Source organism: Paenibacillus sp. Y5S-9, assembly GCF_036894235.1.
In the GTDB taxonomy this organism is placed as follows: domain Bacteria; phylum Bacillota; class Bacilli; order Paenibacillales; family Paenibacillaceae; genus Paenibacillus.
This window is the reverse complement of the sequence record NZ_CP145887.1, coordinates 256,653-279,659: the sequence shown is the minus strand read 5'-3', so window position 1 is coordinate 279,659 and position 23,007 is coordinate 256,653. Positions and strand designations below refer to the sequence as shown.

At 50.0% G+C, this 23,007-nt stretch carries 17 protein-coding genes; 1 reads left to right on the top strand and 16 read right to left on the bottom strand.

Annotation, left to right across the window (positions count from 1 at the left end):
* Positions 1–93 precede the first annotated feature (93 nt).
* The 8 genes from V6669_RS01265 to ytxJ all read right to left on the bottom strand — a co-directional run bounded on the left by V6669_RS01265 (position 94) and on the right by ytxJ (position 10,299).
* On the bottom strand, positions 94–795 hold the full coding sequence (locus V6669_RS01265) for a response regulator (RefSeq protein ID WP_074093094.1): 702 nt from the start codon (positions 793–795) through the stop codon (positions 94–96).
* A 1-nt stretch (position 796) separates the two neighbouring features.
* The gene (locus V6669_RS01260) at positions 797–2,395 is read right to left on the bottom strand and encodes an ATP-binding protein (protein WP_338590026.1); all 1,599 of its coding nucleotides are present in this window, start codon (positions 2,393–2,395) and stop codon (positions 797–799) included.
* Between the two features lie 7 nt (positions 2,396–2,402).
* Complete coding sequence (locus V6669_RS01255) at positions 2,403–4,742, bottom strand: histidine kinase (RefSeq protein WP_338590024.1); 2,340 nt, start codon at positions 4,740–4,742, stop codon at positions 2,403–2,405.
* Between the two features lie 87 nt (positions 4,743–4,829).
* Positions 4,830–5,390, bottom strand: coding sequence for a potassium-transporting ATPase subunit KdpC (gene kdpC / locus V6669_RS01250; RefSeq protein ID WP_338590022.1), 561 nt, complete (start codon positions 5,388–5,390; stop codon positions 4,830–4,832).
* Positions 5,391–5,450: 60 nt separating this feature from the next.
* Positions 5,451–7,451 carry a potassium-transporting ATPase subunit KdpB gene (kdpB, locus tag V6669_RS01245; RefSeq protein ID WP_338594805.1) on the bottom strand — a complete coding sequence of 667 codons (2,001 nt, stop codon included), beginning with the start codon at positions 7,449–7,451 and terminating at the stop codon, positions 5,451–5,453.
* 208 nt (positions 7,452–7,659) lie between these two features.
* A complete protein-coding gene (gene kdpA, locus V6669_RS01240) occupies positions 7,660–9,333 on the bottom strand; it encodes a potassium-transporting ATPase subunit KdpA (protein ID WP_338594803.1) in 1,674 nt (557 codons plus the stop codon).
* A gap of 64 nt (positions 9,334–9,397) precedes the next feature.
* Entirely contained in the window at positions 9,398–9,514 is a 117-nt protein-coding gene (locus tag V6669_RS01235; RefSeq protein WP_084174397.1) for a potassium-transporting ATPase subunit F, read from the bottom strand.
* Between the two features lie 245 nt (positions 9,515–9,759).
* On the bottom strand, positions 9,760–10,299 hold the full coding sequence (ytxJ, locus tag V6669_RS01230; RefSeq protein WP_338590018.1) for a bacillithiol system redox-active protein YtxJ: 540 nt from the start codon (positions 10,297–10,299) through the stop codon (positions 9,760–9,762).
* A gap of 454 nt (positions 10,300–10,753) precedes the next feature.
* Between ytxJ and V6669_RS01225 the strand changes: the two genes are divergently transcribed.
* Positions 10,754–11,611, top strand: coding sequence for a hypothetical protein (locus V6669_RS01225; protein ID WP_338590015.1), 858 nt, complete (start codon positions 10,754–10,756; stop codon positions 11,609–11,611).
* 116 nt (positions 11,612–11,727) lie between these two features.
* Here V6669_RS01225 and V6669_RS01220 read toward each other — a convergent pair whose 3' ends face one another.
* From V6669_RS01220 to V6669_RS01185, 8 genes are all read right to left on the bottom strand, one after another.
* Positions 11,728–12,156, bottom strand: coding sequence for a VOC family protein (locus tag V6669_RS01220; RefSeq protein WP_047841503.1), 429 nt, complete (start codon positions 12,154–12,156; stop codon positions 11,728–11,730).
* Between the two features lie 167 nt (positions 12,157–12,323).
* Entirely contained in the window at positions 12,324–12,872 is a 549-nt protein-coding gene (locus tag V6669_RS01215; RefSeq protein ID WP_338590013.1) for a hypothetical protein, read from the bottom strand.
* Positions 12,873–12,951: 79 nt separating this feature from the next.
* Positions 12,952–13,179, bottom strand: a complete 228-nt coding sequence (locus tag V6669_RS01210; RefSeq protein ID WP_017691180.1) for a hypothetical protein — start codon at positions 13,177–13,179, stop codon at positions 12,952–12,954.
* A gap of 188 nt (positions 13,180–13,367) precedes the next feature.
* Entirely contained in the window at positions 13,368–14,240 is an 873-nt protein-coding gene (locus V6669_RS01205; protein ID WP_338590010.1) for a sugar phosphate isomerase/epimerase, read from the bottom strand.
* 12 nt (positions 14,241–14,252) lie between these two features.
* Positions 14,253–15,128, bottom strand: a complete 876-nt coding sequence (locus V6669_RS01200) for a sugar phosphate isomerase/epimerase family protein (RefSeq protein ID WP_338590008.1) — start codon at positions 15,126–15,128, stop codon at positions 14,253–14,255.
* A 17-nt stretch (positions 15,129–15,145) separates the two neighbouring features.
* Complete coding sequence (locus V6669_RS01195; RefSeq protein ID WP_338590006.1) at positions 15,146–18,277, bottom strand: alpha-mannosidase; 3,132 nt, start codon at positions 18,275–18,277, stop codon at positions 15,146–15,148.
* Positions 18,274–20,586, bottom strand: coding sequence for a glycoside hydrolase family 3 N-terminal domain-containing protein (locus V6669_RS01190; RefSeq protein WP_338590004.1), 2,313 nt, complete (start codon positions 20,584–20,586; stop codon positions 18,274–18,276). Before V6669_RS01190 ends, V6669_RS01195 begins: the two co-directional genes overlap by 4 nt.
* A gap of 45 nt (positions 20,587–20,631) precedes the next feature.
* The gene (locus tag V6669_RS01185) at positions 20,632–22,851 is read right to left on the bottom strand and encodes a helix-turn-helix domain-containing protein (protein ID WP_338590002.1); all 2,220 of its coding nucleotides are present in this window, start codon (positions 22,849–22,851) and stop codon (positions 20,632–20,634) included.
* Positions 22,852–23,007 lie beyond the last annotated feature (156 nt).

Sequence of the window (23,007 nt, the reverse complement as noted above, 5' to 3'; positions counted from 1 at the left end):
GCTAAAGGGGACGGTGTTTTGTTCGTTTGATAGCGCTCACCCGCTGAATGGTGCGTCACATCACAATTAAGAAATGTCTCGCTCTCTTAAACATTATTCGGCAGGGAGCAAAAAGCGATAACCAATGCCAGGCTCCGTCTGGATATATCGCGGATTCGTTGGATCTTCATTTAATTTTTTACGCAGATGTCCCACATATACCCGAAGATAGTGGCTGTCAGACTCATGATGATGCCCTCCCCATACTTGCTGCAAAAGCTGACGCTGGGTGATGATTTTCCCTGCATTGGAGGCAAGCACCTTCAGCATCTCATATTCCGTTGGGGTTAATTTGACCAAAGCCCCCTCCAGTTCGACCTGCCTTTGGGCCAGATCAATCGTGAGTGATCCAAAGCGCAGTATTGGCTCATCCGTTGTTTTGGCTACATGACGCAGTGCCACCCGAATACGGGCAACCAACTCACCCATTCCGAATGGTTTGGTCACATAATCATCTGCACCAGCATCCAACGCGGCAATTTTGTCTCCCTCCTGATCCTTCGCTGTCAGCACAATAATTGGCACTTGTGACCATTCGCGAATCCGGCGAAGGACCTCCATGCCAGACATGCCCGGTAGACCAAGATCAAGGATGATCAGATCCGGATGTACAATACTGGCCTGAATAACGCCCTCTTCGCCATCCCCACACTCGTGGAGTTCGAATTGGTGTGCCTGAAGGGTGACCTTGAGCAATTTGCGAATCTGCGGCTCATCATCGATCACCAGTATGCGAGCCCCTAGTGGTGCGTTCATGTTATTCTTCAACCTCTCCTTGTTCTGAATAGGGAAACTGTGATCCGTGAGCCTCCATGGGGATATCTATGCGCATTCTCGTCCCCCCGCCCGGATTCGGCTCTGCCACAATGGTACCTCCGTGGACTTCAACAATGCCTTTGCAGATCGCCAGACCAAGCCCCGTTCCTGTGACATGCTGAGTCGACTCTGAGCGATAGAACTTATCAAATATACGCAATCTTTCCGCTTCCGTTATACCGATGCCTTGATCAGCTACCCAGATCGTCAATTGATCTGTACTCTTATCGCTTGCCACAGTGATGACAATCGGGCTCTCATCAGGCGAATATTTGATGGCGTTGCTGACGATATTGACCAGCACCTGCTCCAGCAATACTTCATCTCCGTAGATAAAGGCAGGGTCATCAGGCAGGTCAACTTGAATGTTGCGATGCGGACTGAATCCCCGAACTTGTGTCAGTACAACGCTAATGATGTCTCCCACGTCACACCATTTCCTGTTCAGTTGCAACATGCCGCTCTCCAGCCGAACCATACCCAGCAGATTCGTGACGAGACGATTCATGCGCAAAGCTCCATCCCGAATGTTGCCTGTTAATTCTCTCCGATCCTCGGGTGTAAAAAGAGTATCATTCTCCAACAATCCCGTAGCCGAGCCGATAATGGCGGTTAGGGGCGTACGCAATTCATGAGAGACAGAGTCCAGCAACGCTGTGCGTATGCGCTCTGATTCAGCAGTGATCTGCGCCAACCGGGCCTCTTCCGCCAGCTTCACTCGGGCAATGGCACCTGCGGCCAGCCCACCGCATGCCTCCAACAGCCGAAGCTGTTCTTGCTGCTCATGAATCTCGCCAGCGTCCATGCTCACGGCGAGTACGCCATGAATCTGCTCCTCTGTGCGTAGCGGTACGTAAAGTCCGGGAGATTCCCGTAAAGCGGATGATCCCTTACCTGCGATCTGTCCGTGATGATACACCCATTTGGCAATGGCAATCTCCGACTCTCCATCTCCCCAGCCATCCTTTTCCCCTTCTGATGCGGATGTGGATGCGGAAGAGCTTGTAACCAGCAAATCCCCCTGTCCATCCGGAAGATACACAGCTGCTGGCTTACCCAGGGTAAGCGATACTTGGGTTGCAATGTTAACCAGCAACGTATTCAGATCCGTAATGGCTGTCATCTGACGACTCAATGCGTACAGGGAGTTAGTCGTGGCCTCACGTGCTTTTACCATCTCCAGTTGTTGTCGCAATCGACCTGCAAGACTCGCTGTCAGGATCGCCACCGCAAGATACACGACAAAGGAAATGAGATACCTCAAGTCTTCAACCGTAAAGCTCAAATACGGCGGTACAAAAAAGAAGTCAAACATAATGACGCTAAAACTGGCGGCATATACAGCTGGCCCCATTCCCCAATACACGGCACTCACCAGTACGGGAAACAGGTATACAAGCGCTACGTTAACCAGATCACCGCTCATGCCGATGGCATGAAGCAGCAAAGTTAGCAGCGTCACCCCAAGGGTCACCCATACATATGCCGGAATCCGTTTCCCATGGGATGGCAGTGTTTCTTTTTTTATTCGTTCAGACAATATCCATTCACATCCCGCTCAGTTCATAATCGTAATCTGCAACGATCAATACATCCAGATGCCGCGACAAGCGTACAAGTCGGTTGACCACCGAACCTGAGCCGCGGTAGCCATTCAGCCACCACACCCGTCTTGCCTGCCCGACTACCAACTGGGTTGCTCGCGCCTCCGATGCCTTTCTTGCCAAAATCTCAGGTACATCGCTCAGCCTTGGACTGTGATGAATGTGAAATTGACCACCAAGCCGAATCGTCAGCTGCTCCAACGCTTCCAGATGGCACTTCACTTCGTCACTCATGGACTCACCGATGTGGATATGGTGTACATGCCAGATGGCTTTTAGACGATAAGCCATGCGGAATCCGCGCCGGATCAGCCGCTCGGCATGACGATCACTGCTTACACATACAAAGACGGCTTCCTGTCTGCGCCAAGGTCCCCGAAGTGCAATTTTGGCCTGCTGTGCTTCAAGACGTTCATCGACATCGTCCGCCAGCTCGCGCAGAGCAAGTTCTCGCAGGGCAATCAGATTACCGATTTTGAAGAAATTCGCAAGGGCTTGCTCGACCTTGGCAGTTGCATAGATTTTACCCTCCCTCATGCGCTGCCGCAAGGCCTGGGGCGCCACATCAATCAGCTGCACCTCATCCGCCATCTGAATGATCCGATCAGGTACGGTCTCGCGGACACGAACACCGGTAATATGTTCAACGGCATCATTCAGACTTTCGAGATGCTGTACATTCATTGTGGTAATCACCGAGATGCCTGCATTCAGCAGGAGCAGGACATCTTCATAACGCTTTTGCCGGACACTTCCAGGTACATTCGTATGCGCCAGTTCATCCACAAGCACCACTTCCGGACAAAGACGCAGAATACCCTCGGTGTCCATCTCTTCCAGACGAGCCTCCTGATACACTCGCTGCACGCGAGGGATCACAGATAAGTGACCCATTTGTTCCACGGTTTCCACCCGCCCATGTGTCTCCAGCAAGCCGATTTGCACATCGATGCCCTTACGGAGCAAATCATTGCCTTCCCGCAGCATCATGTAGGTTTTGCCTACACCGGGTGCGGCTCCGATATATATTTTGAATGTGCCGCGCTGAATCTGGCCAATCTGTTCCTTCATTTCCTGCTCGCTTAGTCTGCGGTATGTCAGCGACTCCACATCGTTAACCTTAGCCGGAACCACACGTTCACCCTCCCGAGCCGCTCGATCAGCAACCAGAAACAGGTCCACACCACGTAATCTGCGTAACAGCGAGTTAACAACGGACCCTTGCCACAGTTCCTGCCAGCGCGTACGCCGGGAATGCCCCATCACAATCCGGGTAATCTGGTGCTCCATGGCGTAACGCGCCAGCGTAGACGGGATGTTACGACGGTGTAATATAGACAACTCCTCCATATGGCCGTCAAACTTCTCCACCAGCTTGATCATATTGCGCCGAAATACGGTTGCCTCCTTGGTTAATGGCTGCTTCATATTCCGAAAAACCACGGCACACAAATCACCATTCAACCTTTTGGCAATCTGTTGTCCACGCCGGATATAGATCGAGCCGTTCCAATGATATTGCGTGGACACCAGAATTCGTTCCATGATGCCTGTTGTGACGGTAATTCCCATCTCCTCCCGATGCTCACGCAGGGATTCATTCACCCCTTCTGCAACCAATCTCAGGGCCAGTTCGCGCAGAATACCCAGATTGCCTTGACGAAATACAGCTTCTCCCTCATGCCCCTTCAGGTGACCTTCTGCCAGACGGCTCAGTATGGTTTCCGGCGTGACGTCAATCAGCTTGACTTCATCCGCAAGTTCCAGTGTATCCGCAGGTACCGTATGTTCTACTGTGATACCCGTAAGTTGCCGCGCCAGCTCGGTATACCCTTCCAGTTCATACACATTCACCGTTGTCATGACACTAATGTTGTTTCGGAGCAAAAACTGAATGTCTTCCAGCCGGGTAGCATACCGGGCGCCTTCTCTGTTGCGATGTGCCAAACCATCCACCAGCACAACCTCCGGATTACGCACCATCAGTGCATCCAGGTTCAGATCCTTCATCTCTACATCATCACTCTGGCGTGACCAGTGAATACTTGGAATCCGTTCGAGTGCACCAAGCTGTTCCACCGTTTCCGGTCTGCGCATTGTGGAGACGGCGCAGATGACCACATCAATGCCCTGCTCACGCAACGTATTCCCTTCTCGTAACATGTGATACGTTTTACCCGATCCGCTGACTGGGCCGATGTAGATTTTGAGCGTACCCTGCTGCAGCTTCGTAATCATCTTCAACATCTCTTCCGGTGACTTGCGCTTGAAGCTGTCTTCCATCCGTCCTCTCCGCCTTTCTTAGTAAAATATGAAGAAAAAAATGGAGAAAGCCCCTCCCGATATATCGTGAGCAGGCTAATATGTTCGTTAGTTCATTTCTCCTGTCAGCGCCAGATTCAGAGCCGTTACATTCACACGCGGTTCCCCAAATATACCCATCTGACGACCTTCCGTATGCTCATTTACAAGTTGCACAAGCTGCTGTTCACTAAGCCCCGTAGCTTTGCTAATGCGTGGGATCTGTGCCTCAGCGGCTTCGGGAGAGAGATCCGGATCAAGTCCAGAGCCTGAACCCGTCACGAGATCAGCAGGGATCTGCTTTAATCCCGGATTTTCCTGCTGGAGCTGAGCCATCTTTTCCTTCATCTCGCCGATATATTCCTCCGAAGCTACGGCGCGATTTGAACCGGCTGAAGCCGTTGGGTCATAACCGGCACTCGATGCCCGGGGCTGGAACAGCCCCGGCGATTGGATTTCCTGCGCCAGCAGGGACGATCCGATGATTTTCTCATCTTTCGTAATCAGACTGCCATTCGCCTGCGCAGGAAAGAGAAGTTGGGCTACACCAGTCGTTACAAGCGGGTAGATAAGGCCGCATATCAACATAAGCACAACGGTTAACCGTACGGCGGGCAAGAACATGTTCATACAGATCACTTCCTGAATTCATTAGGATAAAAGGACAATTTTGATAAAGTTGTTATCTCGTTAAAGGATTCCCGACAGAACCATGTCAATCAGCTTAATTCCGATAAAAGGTACAATCACACCACCCACGCCATAGATGAACACATTGCGACCAAGTAACCGTTCCGCTGACATCGCCCGATACTTAACCCCTTTCATCGCGATGGGAATAAGCAACGGAATAATAATGGCGTTGAAGATCAGCGCCGACAGGATCGCGGACTGTGGTGAAGCCAGATTCATAATATTCAGCGCCTGAAGCTGCGGCATGGCGAAAATAAACATCGCTGGAATGATGGCAAAATATTTCGCAATATCATTGGATATCGAAAAGGTTGTGAGTGCGCCGCGAGTAATCAGCAGCTGCTTGCCAATGGAGATCACCGACAATAACTTGGTCGGGTCAGAGTCCAAATCAATCATGTTGGCCGCTTCCTTGGCTGCCATGGTGCCCGAATTCATCGCCAGGCCCACATCGGCCTGTGCCAGAGCAGGAGCATCGTTGGTACCGTCGCCTGTCATGGCGACGAGTTTGCCCTCCTGCTGCTCTTTTTTGATTGCAGCAATCTTGTCCTCGGGCTTTGCTTCAGCAATAAAATCATCCACGCCCGCTTCCAGCGCTATGGTCGCTGCGGTCAGCGGATTGTCGCCTGTACACATAATGGTCTTGATGCCCATGGCGCGCATCTCGGCAAACTTCTCTTTCAGCCCTGGCTTCACAGTGTCTTTCAGATAGATTACACCGTAGATTCGTTCATCAATAGCTACAGCAAGCGGCGTACCCCCAGCCTTTGCAATTCGATTTGCAATCTCATCCAGATCACCAGGTATACGGCCTCCTTCGGAAGCAATATATCTTTTGATCGCATCCACCGCACCTTTACGAATCTTCATTCCGCTACTCAGATTCAGACCGGACATCCGGGTCTCTGCCGTGAACTCCACATTTTCCGCATTTGCATACTCCGTCTCGGCCCAGCTCTGTCCTTGTTTGCCTGCCAGTTCCACAACAGAACGTCCTTCCGGGGTCTCATCTCGCACAGAAGCCTGTAAAGCAGCTTGCGTCATCTCTGACAAAGTAATGCCCTGAACGGGAATAAACTCAGATGCCATGCGGTTTCCGTATGTGATCGTTCCTGTTTTGTCCAGAATCAACGTGTCAATATCCCCGGCCGCTTCCACCGCTTTACCTGACATGGCGAGCACATTGAACTGTGTAACACGGTCCATCCCAGCAATACCAATGGCGGATAACAATCCACCAATTGTGGTTGGGATCAAGCAGACGAGCAGTGCAATCAATGTCGCCAGATCCAGTCGAATACCCAGGTAATTTGCCATCGGAACCATCGTCAGAATGACGATCAGAAAGATCAGGGTTAATACGGCGAGCAGGGTGGTCAGCGCGATTTCATTAGGCGTTTTCTGGCGCTGTGCACCCTCAACGAGAGAGATCATCCGGTCAAGGAATGACTCACCCGGATCCGTCTGAACACGCATGACGATGTAATCGGACACGACACGTGTCCCCCCGGTAACGGAAGAGAAATCACCTCCTGCTTCCTTGATGACTGGGGCGGATTCTCCCGTAATGGCCGATTCATCAATGGAGGCCAGGCCTTCCACAATCTCACCGTCCGTCGGGATCAGTTCACCAACTTCCACACGGACCATATCGCCTTTTTTCAACTGGGTCGAAGACACTTGCCTAACCGTTCCATCCTTCTGTACCAGATTGGCCATGGTGTCCGACTTCGTCTTGCGTAACGTATCCGCCTGTGCCTTGCCTCTCCCTTCTGCAAGTGCCTCCGCGAAGTTAGCGAACAGCAGCGTGAACAGCAAAATGAAAAATACGGCAATGTTGTACCCGCGTCCAGCCTCGGATGCGGTGAAGAGATCGGGATTAATGCATAATAAGAGCGTAATGAATGTGCCAATCTCAACAATAAACATAACCGGATTTTTGATCATGACCACCGGATTTAGCTTCTTGAACGCATCCAGCGAAGCCTGAAGTATCATATCCTTGCTTAAAGACCGTTTTGATCCGGGATCACGTTGAATATTACCGCGGTTGTTATTCGGCTCATTGCCTTTCGTTCTAAACATTTCTGTATCCATGTGTTGCATCGTCTGCTCCTTCTTTCGTTCGACTGCATTCATCGTGCACTGCCACCTCCATACGTTACGTCCTTACACCAATTCCTCTGAAGTACCCCTGTCATTTCCCTCATTGAATCATGGCCAAGTGTTCTGCGATCGGTCCAAGAGCAAGCGACGGGAAGAATGTGAGTGCGCCGACAACAACGATCATCATGACCAGAATGCCTGCAAAGAGAGGTGTGTGTGTCCGCAACGTGCCCGTGGTTACCGGTACAACCCGTTTCGTAGCGAGTGAACCTGCAATAGCCAGCATGGCGATCATCGAAACGTACCTTCCCAGCAGCATAACGATACCAATCGCAATGTTGTAAAAGTCTGTATTGGCATTCAGTCCGGCAAAGGCCGATCCATTATTGGCTGCACCCGAGGCAAAAGCATAGAGAACTTCGGTCAGTCCATGCATGCCCCCGTTCGAGATGGACGCAATGGCTTCGGGCCGCATAAGTGCGAGTGCCGTTGGCGCCAGAATAATCAAAGGATGAATGAGCAAGGCAATGGATGCGAGCTTCACCTCTTTGCCCTCGATTTTTTTGCCCAGGAACTCAGGTGTTCGGCCCACCATCAAGCCACAGATAAACACAGCCAGAATAACATACAACAGTCCGTTGATCAGCCCTACCCCTTTGCCACCAAACACGTTATTAAGCATCATCTGAGCCAGTGATACCATGCCTCCAAGTGGAGTGAGCGATTCATGCATATTGTTGACCGAACCTGTAGTAGCCGCTGTCGTGACTGCCGTGAATAAAGCCGATTCGGGTATGCCAAACCTGACCTCTTTCCCCTCCATATTGCCCTGCAGACCTGCTGCATCCAACGCGGGTACACCGCGATATTCGGAGACAAATACGGTGGTCAACATCACAAGGAAAAGAAAACTCATCGCTGCGAACAATGCCCAACCCTGCTTCCGGTTATTGACCATCAAGCCGAAGGCGTATACCAGTGCAGTCGGTAACAGCATCATACAGACGATATGCACCAGATTGCTCAGGGCCGTCGGATTCTCGAATGGATGTGCAGCATTGGTTCCAAACCAGCCACCACCGTTGGTGCCAATGTGTTTGATCGATTCCAGTGAGGCGACCAGTCCACGTGAGATGGTCTGCTGCGCACCTTCCAGCGTGGTTGCGTTCACCGCTCCCGCGAGCGTCTGGGGCACACCCTGGAACACGAGGAACAGGGCCACGATGAAACTCAGCGGTAAAAAAATTCTCGTAATCGACCGTACAAGGTCGACGTAAAAGTTCCCCAGTTCATCCCGGCGGCCTACCAGCCCGCGAATAAACGCAATAGCCACTGCAAATCCCGTCGCTGCCGACGTAAACATCGGGAACGTCACTGCCAGCATCTGTGACAGGTACGACAGGGCGTTCTCGCCCGTATACGACTGCCAGTTCGTGTTGGTCATGAACGAAACCGCCGTATTAAATGCCTGCGCCGCTGGCATATTGCCAATTCCATCCGGATTGAGCGGTAAATATTTTTGCAGTCGCAGCACCAGAAACATCAATACCAACATTACAAAGTTGGAGAGGAGAACGGCCGTGAGGTACTTTTTCCACCCCATGGATTCGTTCGCACGTACCCCCATCACTCGATAGAGCAGTCGCTCCGGCCCGCCAAAAACCCGATCCAGCCCCGTTCGCTGTCCATCAAACACGTTCACTACATATTTCCCCACCGGTTTCACCAGTAGCAGGATGATCAGTAGCGTTACCGCTACTTGCACTACACCGATACCCATATCCGCATTTCCTCCCTATTCGACGTTCCCTTGTTCCGCATTACGTACATCGTCAGCATCAGAATTTCTCTGGTTTCACCAGCACATAACCGAGATAAATCACCAGTGCGAGTACAATCATGCCGATGACAATCATTTCGCTCCTCCCCCTCTCTACCCTCAAGCCTTTTCGCAAAATTTCACAAATCCCCAAAACACCGCAAACAACAGTACAACCAATCCAATCATCGTGGCATCATTCACCATGCGCCCTTCCTCCCTCTCTCTACCGTTCTCCGCACCTGCTACATGTAAAATCGTAATACGAAACGCTGTAAAAAAGGGGTAAAGAAATACCTCCACAGGTGTAAAAAAAACGTAAAAAAAGACCCGCTCTCCTCAGCACTGGGCTGAAAAGAACGGGTATATAAGGTTTACTATTTATCCAAATGGATTCTGTGCCCACTGCAATAATCTTTTCTTCGTGATTTTGCCATGGGAGGTATGTTTGACAACTTGTCCCTGATCGAGCAGAAGTACCTGCGGTGACTCATGGTGAACCTCTGTCTCCTCCGCAATGTGACGGGATAACGAGCGATTTTCAATCACTTTGACGATGCGGTAATCCATGGGTTGTTTGGGATCTGATGCATTGGTGCCCACAAAAGCTATAAACTCTCTGTACGCTCTTGCACTGATTGGACACGTCGTGCTGTGTTTCAGAATAAGCACCGGATGATCCTGCGAGCGATGAAGCGCGTCTTCCCAGTCACCAAGTTTGTGCAATTCACGGACATGTTCGCTGAGCATATGTTCCGAGTCTGCCCCCGCACGTTTGCTAACCACCGAACCAATCACAATGCCAAGCGCCAAGCCAAAAGCAATCCCGAGCCCAAGCTGCTGTGTAGCTGTACCAATACTAACTCCCATGGCAACACCTATAGCCAGCCATACGGCTTGATGATTTACTTTTTTATCCATACGAATCTTCCCTTCCTGATATATGTATATCAAGGTTATATAAGTTCAACTAATCATTTACACAATAACGGAGAGGACAGAAAAAACCTGAAAAAGCGAAGGGTTCGCCTAAAAGCTTTCTGAAAGAAAGCTACATCGGAAGCATACGCTATCACCGGATTTTCCCTTAGTAAAAGGGAATCGAAAAAATCTGGGGATCACAGCGGTTGGAAGGTTGTTCTGTCATCGTAGTGTCTGTGTAAATAATCTTTAGTTCAATATATATATTAACAACTTCCCACCATATATTCTGATCAAATTATAGCACAGGCCGCTGTGAGCAGGCTTTGATATTCTTCATCTCCGAGTACAGATTTCAGCGTTTCGATTTATGCAAAATGCTCATTTGTGATACACTGGTTGTAATTTGGAAACGATGAACATGAAGAATGGATTGGAAGGGCGGAAATTCCATATGACATACGCATTTATGATTGAACCGCAGGATTTTATTGCGCTGGATAACGAAGATGAGTTGATTGAGAAATGTCAGGAGTGGGGCCTGCTTTCGGGTAAAGCAACCAAACTCAAAACGTTCTATTATAAAGGAAACGGATTAAACATGCCTTGCACCATCATTGGATATGTGGATCACATGGCAGCCGTTATTCAACTGGATAATGGACAAAAACATTGCATTCACCCGTCGTATCTGAAGGAAATGCAAGCGTCCAGTTACAGCGCAAGAAGCATAAGTAATGCCGGGTCACATCGAAGCACAGAATCGACAACTTCGGATACAGTCGTACCAGTTACCCCTGCTGAACTTACGCAAACTCCAGATGCCCTGGTTAACCCGTATGAAATGCCGGTGAATTTGGATGATTCGGACGAGACGGACACAGATGAATTCTCCTCGGGGCTGAAGGGTGATCCGGATGGGTTAGTAGAAGAGTATGTTGGACCTCAGTCTGGGGCAGCCAGTGAAGCCAAGCCCAAAGCCAAAACAGCGAGCAAAGCCAAGACCGTTAAGATTGATCTGCCCGAAGGTAAAGTGAAGATGAGTGCCGTTGTCAAAGAATTCACCACCGTACCGAATCACTTCTCGGACAATGACGATGAAGTCATCATCTATGAAGCAGTTACCATTACAGAGCCAGACGTCATCGATGTTGGGGAAGCCTGGTCGAGCCACAGTGCTACCGTTAAGAAACAGGAGCTGGAAGTGGGAGATGTCATTACGTTTGAAGCAAAAATTATCAAGAAGAAGCTGACACGTAACCCGGTTCCTTATAAAATCAACAACCCTTCCAAGATTCAAAAGGAAGGCTAATCAAGGAAGATTAATCACGAGTCATTACAAAAAAAGCAAAAAAACCTCCACAACTGCTCAAAGCAGATTGCGGAGGTTTTTGCCATTTGGAGTTTATATTAGTGAAGAGTACACTCTTAAGCTTGTCCCGGCGTGGCACTGATCTGAAACTGTACGCCAAACTTGTCGACAACCGAGCCGTAGGCTGGACTCCAGAACGTTTCTTGTATCGGCATTTTCACTTCGCCACCGTCTTGCAACTGGTTGAAAATCGCTTTGGCTTCATCCGCCGTATCCGTGTTCACCGTAACCGTAACATGATTACCTACAGTGTACGGCATACCTGGAAACGTGTCGGACAACATTAATACCGAGCTACCAATCTGCAAAGAAGCATGCATAATACGGTCTTTTGCTTCTGGCGGGATGGGGTGATTCGGGTCAGATGGACCGTCGCCAAATGTTTGAAGCGCGAGAACTTCGGCTCCAAATGCCTTTTGATAAAAATCTACCGCTTCACGTCCATTACCGTCTGTAACCAGATACACATTCAAGCTGATCGACATGCGTTCTTCATCTCCTTGGGCTCTTGTAATTATACGATTCACGCCACTTGCGACATGAGTATATATGAACAGGTTGTCCTTTGACAAGCGTATATTTCTGCACTCATCTCTGCGGACCTTCACACGATTAGGGTTACCAACATATGTTTAATCCATCCGTCTCTCCATTACTTCTTGCGCCTGCGTATATAGTAGAGAACACCAGGAACCAATGCTGCAAAACTGGCATAGATCAGACACCATTTCAACAGGGTACATATCGGAGTGAGTTCAGCATGCACAGGCGTACGTTCAGGATAACGATACATGATCAGGGACGCACCTATGTTTTCAAGCATGTCCATAACCCAACCTAAGACCGGAATCAGATTCACCCAACGCCAGCGACTCTTTACCGGAAGCGCACGATAGAGTATCGATAACAGAACAACTAAGAGGAACAAATAGGCCAACGGCCATATGAGATCAAATGTGAACCGTGCCTGAATATAGGCGCTTCGCCCTGCTTCTCCATACTGCTCAGCCATCTGATAAAGATCATTTGCAGTGTACAGAAAAGAGGAGTCCGGGGACTGCCCACCACCTGTGGCCTCCTCCGACTTTGCCGCCTGCCAGGGCAGAATGAATGCAATAAAACAAGCAAATACAATAACCGCAGCTGCAACCCATTTCCAATTCACCCGCTGATAGAACCAATTGGACACTTTTTTCAGCACGTTCTGTCCCCTTTCAGATAAAAAAAAGACCACTCTCCCGAATCCTGTCGGTAAAATGGTTGTGTTCAATCCTATGAAGTTATCGAGCTTGAACGATGTTATCTATTTCACTTTTCAATAAGAGGTATCGGTGAACACTTCTCATGATCGGGACCTTCGTTAGTTTGTTCTTGTCCACGTACAGTTTCATCTGGTCTTTGGTCAAACCAAGCAAACTTCCAGCTTCCGATACCGTCAATACTACCTCTGGGTTCGTAGCATTAAACGTCCTCTTTACTTTCTGATTCCAGTCCTCGAATACCTGCATAGATCAGTGACATCTCCTATCCATAGCCAGTTATTATCAGGCTGAATATATCCAGTATACCACACTTGTGCTGCTCGTAACTTAATCCTTGCGCAGAACCATATTCTGATAGACTTTTTCAGTTGCTGTAACATGAGAAAAAGAGCCACGTCTGAACGTGGCCCTTGATGATCTCTCTATGATATTTGTCACGCCTCTTCCCAGAAGCGGCGCAGGTTGTCCATGGCGATTTTGGATGCGGATTTGCATTCCTCCATGCCTTCGAACTCCACTGTAATGTTACCATCATAGCCAGAGTTTTTGATCAACTTTACAATTTTGCGGATCGGAATATCCCCTTGCCCAACGATGGCACCTCGCAGGAAGTTGCCGTTGGCTGTTGTGAACCATTCACCCTCACCCGGATGCTCATCATAAGGACGGAAGTAGAAGTCTTTGAAGTGGACCAGAGAAGCGTAAGGCAGGTTTTTCATGACACCGATGATCGGGTTCTCATCCACGCACATGAAGTTGCCAATATCGAGTGTTGTTCTGAAGTTCGGACGATCCACAGCATGCAGTACACGCTGCACCCGATCACTCGCCTGCACGCTGAAGCCGTGATTCTCAATGGTTGTGGTTATTCCAAACTGCGCAGCATAGTCCGCAATGATCTGGCTTCCCCGCACCATCAGAGGCAGATGCTCCTCGAACCAGGCAATGGTCATCTTCTCCTTCGGCAGGGTAAACGCCGTGACGTCATGACGCAGATGTTTTACACCCATCCGGTGTACGACATCCACATGTCTTTTGACCCGAGCCATCTCTTCTGCAAACGCTTCTTCCGTCTCCTGCACAAAATTCGCTGGCATCGAGTAGTTGGACAGTTCAATACCCACAGACGCTGCCCGTTCCCGAATTGCATCCGCCAGATCGTAATTATCCTCCACGGTATAACCGTAAGGAACCATCTCCATATGCTCGCCGCCGTTCGCCGCAATCCAGTCGATCACATCCAGCACCGTCATCTCACCCGAATTCAGATCGTTCAACAAACTATACGTGCTCAGGCCCACTTTCATCTGCTCAGCTCCCTATCGATATTGTTGGATAAATTGAACCGCCTTGCGTATGTCCTGCTCCGGCTGATGGCCAACCTCACGTTCAATCGTCAGATAACCGGTGTAACCAATCTCCTGAAGCGCTGCAAAGTATCCGTCAAAATCAACGCCACCTTCGCCCAGTGGCACCTCACGGAAAAATGTTCCTGAAGAGACCATCTCGGCAATCTTTTCGTGATCCATAGGGGCATAACCGACCGCTCCATATACGTCTCGTGGGTCGACTTCCTTCAGCCGCACACCATCCTTCACATGAGTATGTACGATGTAATCCTTGAGCAAATGAACGCCCCGTGCCGGATCATCTCCCGTCACCATCACCATATTCGCCGGGTCAAAATTCACCGATACTCCGTTGGTCGACAACGTATCCAGGAATCCTTTCAAGTCAGCAGCCGTTTCCGGTCCTGTCTCAATGGCAAAGTACGCACCAACACTCTTGGCGTATTGGCCCAGTTCCTCACAAGCAGCATGCAGCGTAGCATAAACTTCCGATGAAGGATCATGTGGAACAATACCGATATGTGTGGTGACAATGTTGGTGCCCAGATCGAGGGCCAGATCCACGATCCGCTTGGACTTCTCCACTTTCCACGGATTATCTTCCTTGACCTGAAACCCGTGTCCACCCAGATCGCCAACCAATGCTGAAATTTCAAGACCCAGAGAATCGATGTAACTCTTCAGCTCTTTGCGCGCCGCAGGCGACAAATTTTCGGGGTCCATCTCTCCCTTGACGGCATAGATCTGCACACCTTCTGCACCTACGTCTTTGGCTTTGTTCAACCCATCCCGTACACCTACGCCAAAACTATCCACGATGACACCAATCTTATTCGTTAATTTCATGTCATACCTCCTGAAGATTACGTATTTGGATTCATTGGAACAAGTTTCACCGACTTAATCTCATACGGTTTGAAGGTCAGTTCGAATGTGCCGTTTGGACAAACCAACGGTTGGATCTCATCCTCCAGCAGATTAATGATGGACGCATTAATTTCCTTTTCAGCCCACTGAACTTGCACCGTTTCCCGACCTCCTGATGATTCGTAGAAACGCAGCACCGTTCCCGAGCCGTCTTCCGCGGGCTTGATTGCATCCAGAATGACATGCTCACTGTTGAACTGAACCCAAACGTGTTCAGCTGGCAAGTGACCCGAAGACTGACTCGCTGCAACAACCTCCACCGGATGATTCAGCTCCATCGCTCGGCGAACGACAGCGGCTTGTCGCCAATCGCCCTGGTGGGGCAGGATCGAATACGTGAATTCATGATTGCCTTGATCGGCATGTTCATCCGGCCATTTTGGGGCACGAAGCAGGGACAAGCGGATCGTCCGATCCTTGATGTCGTATCCGTACTTGCAATCATTCAGCAAACTCACACCGCTATTGCCCTCCGAGATATCCGCCCAGCGATGTCCACAGACCTCGAACTGCGCCTGCTCCCAACTGGTGTTGTTATGGGTTGGACGCTCCAACGCTCCAAACGGGATTTCATAGGCTGCTTTGGCTGCCACCAGATCCACCGGAAATGCCACCTTGAGCAGCCTATGACTCTCATTCCAGTTCACTTTCGTATGGAAATCAACACGCCGCTGGTAACGATGCAAAATGATATCCTGGCTGATCTCGGATTGATTCAGCTTCCAGACCAAACGCAGTACATCTCGCGTAGCCCCGTGCTGTACAATCTCTCTGGAGATCAACTGCACCGCACCTGCTCGCTGGGATTCAAACCGTGGATCGATATCCCAGGCATCCCAGTACGTCGGTTTGTCATGGAAAAACTGCCACTCATTCGCCCGATCACCGGGCTTCAGCCAGTCGCGCCCTACCGTTTTGTCATACCACCTCGTGATCTCTCCCAAGTCATTGAACTCAAGAGTATAAAAATCGGTTTCCCATTTGGAAGGGAAAGATGCTTCTTCCCTTACTGGAAGGATAACATCCGATGCCTCGCGCAGCCATATGGTTGTATACCCAAAAGCAGGAATCGATGGAACATGCACGAGTAGCATATACTTGTCTTCCTTTTGTTCCAGATCACAGGTCAAACGGTTACCTTGACGATCAAATGCAGCCACCCCGGCGAGGTGGGCATCCCCTGTAATGGTGATATTCTCTCCACGTTCCCAGCCAAGACTGTTGAATATAATGTAGGGGAGACCATCAACTTCATCTGTTGCGATATTCTCCGCAAGGGTATCCAGCGTTTCCCGCAGTGCGGATGTACCTAATGCAAATACCTTCGTGTACTCCTCAGTGGACGTTACATAAACTTCAGGAATCGACGTTCCCGGAATAATGTCATGGAATTGGTTGAGCATAATCAGCTTCCAGCCTTCATCCAGATCATTCTTCGTGTGTGCAGCGCAAGCTCCGGCAAATTGCCCCCAGATCTCCGCTTCCCGATACAATACCTCTGCCTTTCGGTTGCTACGTTTGTTCCTCGCATGGGTCGTATAGGTTCCGCGATGCAGTTCCAGGTACAAGTCTCCGTGCCACTTTGGCAACGTCGGGTTATTCAACGATATGTCTTCAAAAAAAGCACCTGCCGTGCTGAATTTGCTGATCGGCTGTCCAACCATCAAATGGGATCGCTCCGCAAACTCCACCATTTCATTCGTCACACCGCCACCACCATCGCCATGTCCATAAAGCAACATCTGCTCGGGATGCACATCCTTTTGTTTGTACGATTGCCAATGTTCATCCACATCTTTGGGACGCGTATGCTCATTCACGCCATGGTTCAGATAAGCGAGCACCGAAGTACCATCAATGCCTACCCAGTCGAAGAGGTCATAAGGGAACGCATTAGTATCATTCCAATTCAGCTTGGTGGTCATAAAATAAGGAATATCCGCAAGCTTCAGCATCTGCGGCAAAGAAGCACAGTAACCAAACGTATCGGGTAGCCACTCGATGTTGGAGCGTTTGCCAAACTCCGCCTGGTAGAAGTTCTGTCCATACAGGATCTGCCGAACCAACGACTCGCCACTCGGAATATTCAGATCCGGCTCCACCCACATGCCTCCAACCAATTCCCAGCGTCCTTCGGCAATGCGCGCTTTAACTCGCTCGTACAGCTCCGGGTAATGATCCTTCACAAAGGCATACAACTGCGGCTGGCTCTGGGAATACACAAAATCCGGGTACGTGTCCATCAAAGTGCACATGGTCGAAAATGTGCGACTGGACTTGCGAACCGTCTCACGTACAGGCCACAGCCAGGCTATATCAATGTGGGATTGTCCAACCAGATGCATGAAGCCACTTCGATATTCCTCCGGGTCTTCCTGCTGTACCGACTGTACTAATCCATGTTCAAAGTTCTGTATCCAGGCTGCATCACTCCAGCGGTCCGGGTCGTTGTACATGTCATCCATCACCTGATGAATGGCTTGAACAAGTGCCATCCGCTTGGGCTCCTTCTCGTTATATGCCCGGAGCGACTCGGCGAGTACCGTCACGCTGTACATCAGGCTCTGTAACGGCTGATTGATATGAACCAATGCTGCCCGGATACCCTGAATAGGCGGCTGAATAACAGCTTGTCGGTTGAGTGGATCATGCGGCTCTGGAATTGGATCGTATAGTTCAATCTCCAACTGCGGCGTCTTTCCTACCCGACTTCGAGGAAGGGGTACGAACCCATGATTCCGGTCCAGTCCGTGATAAGGCATGCCATTCACCTTCAGCAGCCCTTCTCCTCCAGTCTCAAAGATCAGCCCAATAGCCTGATCTTGCCATTCCTCCGGAATCTCCACACGTTTTCGCAGAAAATACGTCGTTCCATGTACGCTGTTCAGCGGATTCAAGCTTTGCATAGCCTTGTCTGCCGGCTCATCTTTATTTACTTCTGCCTGTTCGTACTCGTATTCCCCTGGCCGAATGTATCTGGCCTTCTGCATCTCCCACGCCGGAAGCTCGATCGTATCCAGCCATTGCCGCTGTTTCAGATCCTCGATGAATCGCTGAATTCGAATCATACCTCCACCCCCACCTTCTGGATATGCAGACTGCAAGCAGTCCATTCTGTGGAACTACGGCCTACCATGAGCCTGAATTCACCCGGTTCTACGACAGATTGGAGACGGGAGTCGATCAGTGCGAGATGTTCTTTTTGCACAGGGAATGTAACGGTCTGAGTCTGTCCTGGCTCCAGATGGATTTTACGAAAACCCTTAAGTGACATTTCAGCCCGCGTAACCGAAGCTGATACATCCGTGATATACAACTGCACAACCTCACTTCCCGCAACCGCTCCGGTATTTGTGACTTCAACCATCACCTGTGCTTCATCGTCCGGGCCGATCACATCCGGTATAACCCTTACATTCTCGTATTTGAATTCGGTGTAACTCAGTCCAAATCCGAACGGATACTGCGGCGCAAGATCCATCTCCAGATACCGCTTGCCACGAGTGCGTTTGGCATGATAATAGACCGGAAGTTGCCCAACATGCTTGGGAATGGAGACGGTAAGACGGCCAGATGGATTCACATCACCGAACAGAATATCCGCAATCGCGTTACCACCTTCCTGCCCGGGGTACCACGCTTCCACAATCGCATGGACATGCTCATCAATCCAAGGTTCAGCAATGGGACGGCCGTTGATATAGACCACGATAACGGGTTTTCCCAGCTTATGTACCTCCTGCACCATCTCCAATTGAACACCCATGAGATTCAGGGAAGCCCGGTCAATGCCCTCGCCACACTCCATGTCGTTCCATGGATTATCCGTTACCACAGACGCTCCTGTCCGCAAGTCTATGGTACCTTCACCAAAATCGCGGGCGCTGGAACCACCCATCACCATCACGATGACATCGGCCTGTTCGGCACAGGCGAGCGCTTGTGCAAAGCCCTCTTTGGAATCGCCTTTAATCCGACAACCCGGTGCGTACAACACCTGACCCGAATCCGCGCCAAGCTTGCGCGTAATGCCATCCAGTACGGTGACGATCTGCTCTCTCGGCTGTGGCGAGGTATAGTCCCCAAGCTGGTTATAGATATGATTTGCGTTCGGACCAATAACAGCTAGCTTTGTACCTATTTTGGCAAGCGGAAGAGTATTTCCCTCATTTTTCAGTAAAATAATCCCCTCTTGTGCGACTTCCCTCGCCAGTTGGATATGGTCGTCACATCCGATAATCCGCTCTGCAAACTCTGGATCTACGAAAGGCTGTTCAAATAACCCAAGTCTGAATTTCATCTCCAGCACCCGCCACACAGCCAAGTCCAGATCCCTCTCTTCGATCAATCCCTGCTCCAACGCCTGACCAAGATGTTTGCGGTACATGTACCCGGACATTTCCATGTCTACCCCTGCCTGAAGGGACTGCGCTACGGCCTGCTCCCCGTTCTCAGCGGTGTTATGTCCATGGACCAGCATCTGAATGGCACCAAAATCAGTAATCACAAACCCATCAAAACCCCACTGCTCGCGCAGAAGGTCATTCAGCAGATACGTACTGGACGTGCACGGTACGCCATCAATCTCGTTATAAGCGGTCATCACGGAACATGCCCCGGCTTCTACTGCTTTTTTGAACGGCAACAGATCTACTTCATGCAATTCACGTAAGCCCATATGCACAGGTGCTGCATTGCGCCCCCCCTCGGAACTGCCATAAGCCGCAAAATGCTTAAGTGTCGCCACAATCGTCCGGTTGGAATCGAGACGCTCACCCTGTAGTCCCTTCATGGCTTCTACTGCAAATTCACCGATTAGGTATGGATCTTCGGCAAAACATTCCTCCGTCCGTCCCCATCTCGGGTCACGTACGACATCAAGCACCGGGGAATACGTTGCCGCTCCCCCCTGGCTCCGGGTCTCCACAGCGATGGCTTCACACATCTTGCGGTACAGCTCCATATTCCACGTACTTCCCACCATTAACGGTACCGGAAAAACTGTTGCCCCGATCGCCATATGCCCGTGGGAACACTCTTCCCCAAACAAAATGGGTATACCCAGCCGGGAATGCTCCATGGCATACTGCTGAATGACATTTGTGGCAACGGCTCCCTGCCGTGGGGTAAGCCCCGTTTCCAGCGTCACTTCGGTCCATGGATCGGCCCGAAGCACACCGTACAGAGAACCGACACCCCCCTGTTCCATGTACGCTTTGAACTCTTCCGTCACCTGTACTGTACCATCAGCTGCTTTATCATACGTCTTCCATCCCATCGGCTGAATGAGTTGTCCAATCTTCTCTGCCGTTGTCATCCGTCCGATCAGATCCTGAACCCGCTCCTGAATGGGAAGTGAAGCATCTTTATAGTCCATATGCACATTCTCCTTATGCGTTCGGAATTAGTTAGGCGCGTGCACTCACATGGCTTTGCGATAGTCACTTGGTGCCACACCCACCACGTTCTTGAAAGCCCGGTTGAAGGAATTATAGTTCGTGTATCCCACTTCCTCACTGATCTCCTGAATGGCCTTATCGGTCTCCTGCATGAGCAGCTTGGCTTTTTCGATGCGATGACTAATGAGCAGATCTACAAACTTCTCCCCAATCTCATCCTTGAAAAGCTTGCTCAGATACTTCGGATTAATATCGAATAGATCACTAAGGTAGTTCAGTGACAGATCAGGATTGTTGTAATGCTCTTCGATGTATTTGCGAATCTCCAGAATATGTGATCTGTGTTTTCGGGAACAATGCAGCGTCTGCATCTGCAGCGCCAGTTCTCTGAACCCTTCCCAGCACAGCTCACGCAGATCGTCTAACGTCTCCCAGCCCTCAAGCCTCGGAAGCAGTGGAGTGAATATAGCAGCCCATGACTCCTGGTACTCCCGTGGAAGTTCGGCGAATTCCCGATTGTAATGTTGAAATAACAATTGGATCGTATTCATAATCTCCTGACGGGACAGAACGGACTCACTAATCTGTTCAAACAGTCTTTCAAAATGTTTTTCCCAGATATCGTCCGACAAGCGCATTGCCTGCACGAGCAGTGAGATGGTCTTCAGAAACTCATACACATCATTGGTCGAATTCGGTACATCGCTACAGGGAATGATGCGATTCATGCCCAGTACAGCCTTATAGTCCAGCGCGTGCACAGCTTCTTTCAATGAAGCTCTCAGCCCCCGAATATCAACAGCGACCCGACCAACACCAATGGTCACGGTGAAGTTCAGATACTGATCGATTCTGTCCAGATAACCAGCGAGCAATCGATGCTCGGTCTCCTCGGCCTGTTCCATTGCCGGAATCCAGAGGATAGCGTACAGACGCTGATCAGAGATCCATTCAACCCATACTTCCGTTCCTTCATGACGCGCACTCTCCTGCAGGATACTGGATAACACAAATTTCAAGAGGGATTGGTCCTGATCATGATACTCCGTCACAAATGCATCATACCGATCCATTTCAACTACCATGACGGCCCAATGATGCTCCAGCTCAGGCAGTTTGAACTTCTCCATCTCCGCTGTCAGCTCCGTGCTCGTAAAGTCTCGTGTGCCCTCCAGCAACTCCTGAAAGAACATTTTTTTCTGCAAAATCAGATTCTCTTCGTGCTCCTCCTGATATTGCCTCGTCTGATCAATCATGCGTTCCAGCGTTGTATGGATGAATCGAAACTCATTCTCTTTGCCATAGCCCAGCCCCGATTGCTTCTGCGAAGAGACGGTCTGAATTAACGTGACAATCTGCTGAATCGGCTTGTAATTCCTACGGGTCACGTAGATCACCCACACCACCCCGATCAACACAACCACTACCGCAAAGGCAAACCAGATATTATAAAATTGCAGAGTCCACTTGACGATTTTTCCATTGTTGAGACCTGTCTGCACCTTCCAACCGCTATAACTCGACGTAAATTCGGAGAAGACTTCTCCCGACGTGGTTTTAGTAGAAGCTGCAACCCCTCCTGGCATGCTGCTATCCCACAGATTGCCGCCCGAACGGTTGAAGATGTTCACAAACGTAAATTCCGGATCATACATCTGCATAATGGATTTCCTCAGGGTACTCAGGTCCACATTTGTCACCACAAGTCCTTTGCCGTTTCCTACACTTCGCACAATCGTAATCACCTGCTCCGTCGCTTGTGAAGGAAAAGCTCGGAACGCTCGTGCCCCTGCCCACTTCTGTTCATCCCTTGACCGGCTATCTGCAATAAAGTTTGCATCCGGGAACTCTTCAATCGGAACACCCTTCCCGTTACTGAAGACCGTGCCATCCCCGTATCGAACGAGATAAATTGAATCAATCAGCGGATACTCTATTTTCAATTCATCAACCACCTGGACCGCCTGAATGCCGGCATACACATCATCGCTGCCAGATACCGAGAAATAATTCTTCAAGTTAGGGTTGGTCAAAATCTCACGCAGTACCTTGAAGTCAATGGAGCGCAAGGAGTTGTCCAGATATTGCGTGACCTGTGAGGCCAGGAATTCATTGGCCTTGAGCGCTTCTCTACGGTTCTGTTCATTGAAGACCTGGAAGAAAATAAAGAATAGAATGGTCGTCACAATAAAGAAAACAGGCAGATACGATAACAGCAAACGTCTAAACCAATTGTTGTTCATCTCCGAGATCCCCCCACCATTACTGTTCATGCTGAATGACGACAATTATCTGTGCTGATCGCTAATTTCCCATAAATATTCAGTACATTATATCGGATGACGTGGGGTTGTCATAGGAGAAGACCGTCCCGGTCACGGGTGACAGACGGGACAGCC

Excerpts from the sequence above, each read along its gene's own strand:
- V6669_RS01210 (WP_017691180.1), bottom strand. The coding sequence starts at position 13,179 with ATGCAGGTATTCGAGGACTGGAATCAGAAAGTAAAGAGGACGTTTAAT.
- kdpC (WP_338590022.1), bottom strand. The coding sequence starts at position 5,390 with ATGAACATGTTCTTGCCCGCCGTACGGTTAACCGTTGTGCTTATGTTG.
- V6669_RS01205 (WP_338590010.1), bottom strand. The coding sequence starts at position 14,240 with ATGAAAGTGGGCCTGAGCACGTATAGTTTGTTGAACGATCTGAATTCG.
- V6669_RS01265 (WP_074093094.1), bottom strand. The coding sequence starts at position 795 with ATGAACGCACCACTAGGGGCTCGCATACTGGTGATCGATGATGAGCCG.
- V6669_RS01225 (WP_338590015.1), top strand. The coding sequence starts at position 10,754 with ATGACATACGCATTTATGATTGAACCGCAGGATTTTATTGCGCTGGAT.
- V6669_RS01185 (WP_338590002.1), bottom strand. The coding sequence starts at position 22,851 with ATGAACAACAATTGGTTTAGACGTTTGCTGTTATCGTATCTGCCTGTT.
- kdpB (WP_338594805.1), bottom strand. The coding sequence starts at position 7,451 with ATGATACTTCAGGCTTCGCTGGATGCGTTCAAGAAGCTAAATCCGGTG.
- V6669_RS01255 (WP_338590024.1), bottom strand. The coding sequence starts at position 4,742 with ATGGAAGACAGCTTCAAGCGCAAGTCACCGGAAGAGATGTTGAAGATG.
- V6669_RS01220 (WP_047841503.1), bottom strand. The coding sequence starts at position 12,156 with ATGTCGATCAGCTTGAATGTGTATCTGGTTACAGACGGTAATGGACGT.
- ytxJ (WP_338590018.1), bottom strand. The coding sequence starts at position 10,299 with ATGGATAAAAAAGTAAATCATCAAGCCGTATGGCTGGCTATAGGTGTT.
- V6669_RS01195 (WP_338590006.1), bottom strand. The coding sequence starts at position 18,277 with ATGATTCGAATTCAGCGATTCATCGAGGATCTGAAACAGCGGCAATGG.
- V6669_RS01200 (WP_338590008.1), bottom strand. The coding sequence starts at position 15,128 with ATGAAATTAACGAATAAGATTGGTGTCATCGTGGATAGTTTTGGCGTA.
- V6669_RS01190 (WP_338590004.1), bottom strand. The coding sequence starts at position 20,586 with ATGGACTATAAAGATGCTTCACTTCCCATTCAGGAGCGGGTTCAGGAT.